Origin of the sequence: Companilactobacillus halodurans, assembly GCF_009600985.1 — a bacterium.
Taxonomy (GTDB): Bacteria; Bacillota; Bacilli; order Lactobacillales; family Lactobacillaceae; genus Companilactobacillus; species Companilactobacillus halodurans.
The window spans coordinates 1-1,308 of sequence record NZ_VDFP01000161.1 but is presented as its reverse complement, the minus strand read 5'-3'; the positions used below and the strand labels follow the sequence as shown (position 1 = coordinate 1,308).

Annotated in this window: 2 protein-coding genes; both read right to left on the bottom strand. The window is 31.9% G+C overall.

All coding sequences use genetic code 11. The features are described 5' to 3' along the window. A partial coding sequence (locus FHL06_RS13280) for a hypothetical protein (protein ID WP_153387095.1) occupies positions 1-610 on the bottom strand: 610 nt, incomplete at its 3' end. Further along, positions 582-1,308 (bottom strand): hypothetical protein (locus FHL06_RS13275; protein ID WP_238334057.1); only part of this gene is annotated, 727 nt, incomplete at its 5' end. The genes FHL06_RS13275 and FHL06_RS13280, both read right to left, overlap by 29 nt.

The window sequence follows — 1,308 nt, the reverse complement described above, 5'->3', positions numbered from 1 at the left end:
TATTATTAAATGCCGTGCTTAGTGCACCATTAGCATTTAGGTAGTTGTTAAACTGATTATATTGACTTGAGCCACTAGTAGCAGTTGTAAAGTCACTAGTCTTTATAGTTTTATTAGAAAAGCTTGTTCCATTACCTGTCCCCGCGGTAGGTATATCTGTTTTAGATGCACTTGTTAAAATAGTTTTAGAGTTAATTATATTAGCAATATCATCATCCGAAAGATTAGATAATGAATTTATTGGGGATATGTATTTATCCTTATTATTTTTATCATCATCCAAATATATCCTGACATATGCACCAGAAAGTACATTGCCATCGTCATCTTTCACACTACCAGTAAGTTTAGGATCAGTCTTATCTGTGTAACGTTTCGTCATAGAAATAGTAGGATTAGGTGACTTAGTAAATTGTAATTTATTAAATTCTCTAGTGTTGTTTTTTCCACTATCTGTTGCATTTAAGAGTTGTTGATTTATATTATACAAATCCTTATACCTACCAAACGTCCTAATTTTTTGATAGGAAAAATACTGTCCATTAATATTAACAAGAAACATCTTATGCAAGGGAATATCACTAAACGATATTGCTTGTTTTCCATTCATAAGAATATCCATTAGCCGAAGCTATTATATCTTGTGCGTTAATATATTGATCATTATTCATAAACAATATTTTACTATTAGAACTACCTCCATTATCCAATAGAAAGCTTTTCGGTCTAGTTATATTAAAACTAACCTGAGGCATAAACATTAAATATCCGCCTATTAAGGGATCAGTTTTTACTTCAAATTCACCATTTTCATTAACATTTATATTACTACTATTACCAATATAAACTACGCCATAAATCGGATTGTAAGCCCCTGGATTTTTTAAATTTACTGAGAAGGTAGATGAATTGGAAATATTCTGAGTCATACCTTGAATATATGCAACAGAGTTATTATTATAAACCGCTCCAGTTACATTTATATTAAAATTACTATTCTTTCCGTTCATTTGTATTTGTGAATTTGCACTTGCATAAAGTGCAGCTGAAATCAAATCAGGATTACTAGGAGTCATATTAATAATGCTTCCATCAGGGCCTGGCCCTGTCAGAGGACTGTTATCACAATTAATATTGATATTCGAGTTATCTGAAAAGTTTATGATTGCATTCGCATTTATCAAAGCGATACCCCGACAGCCTCCTCCATAGCTATTTTCTGGTGCTATACCGTGCGGATGTAATTCCATAGTAGCTCCCTCATCCAAAGTCAAATTACCAGCTAATTCCAAGACATTACTATTATAA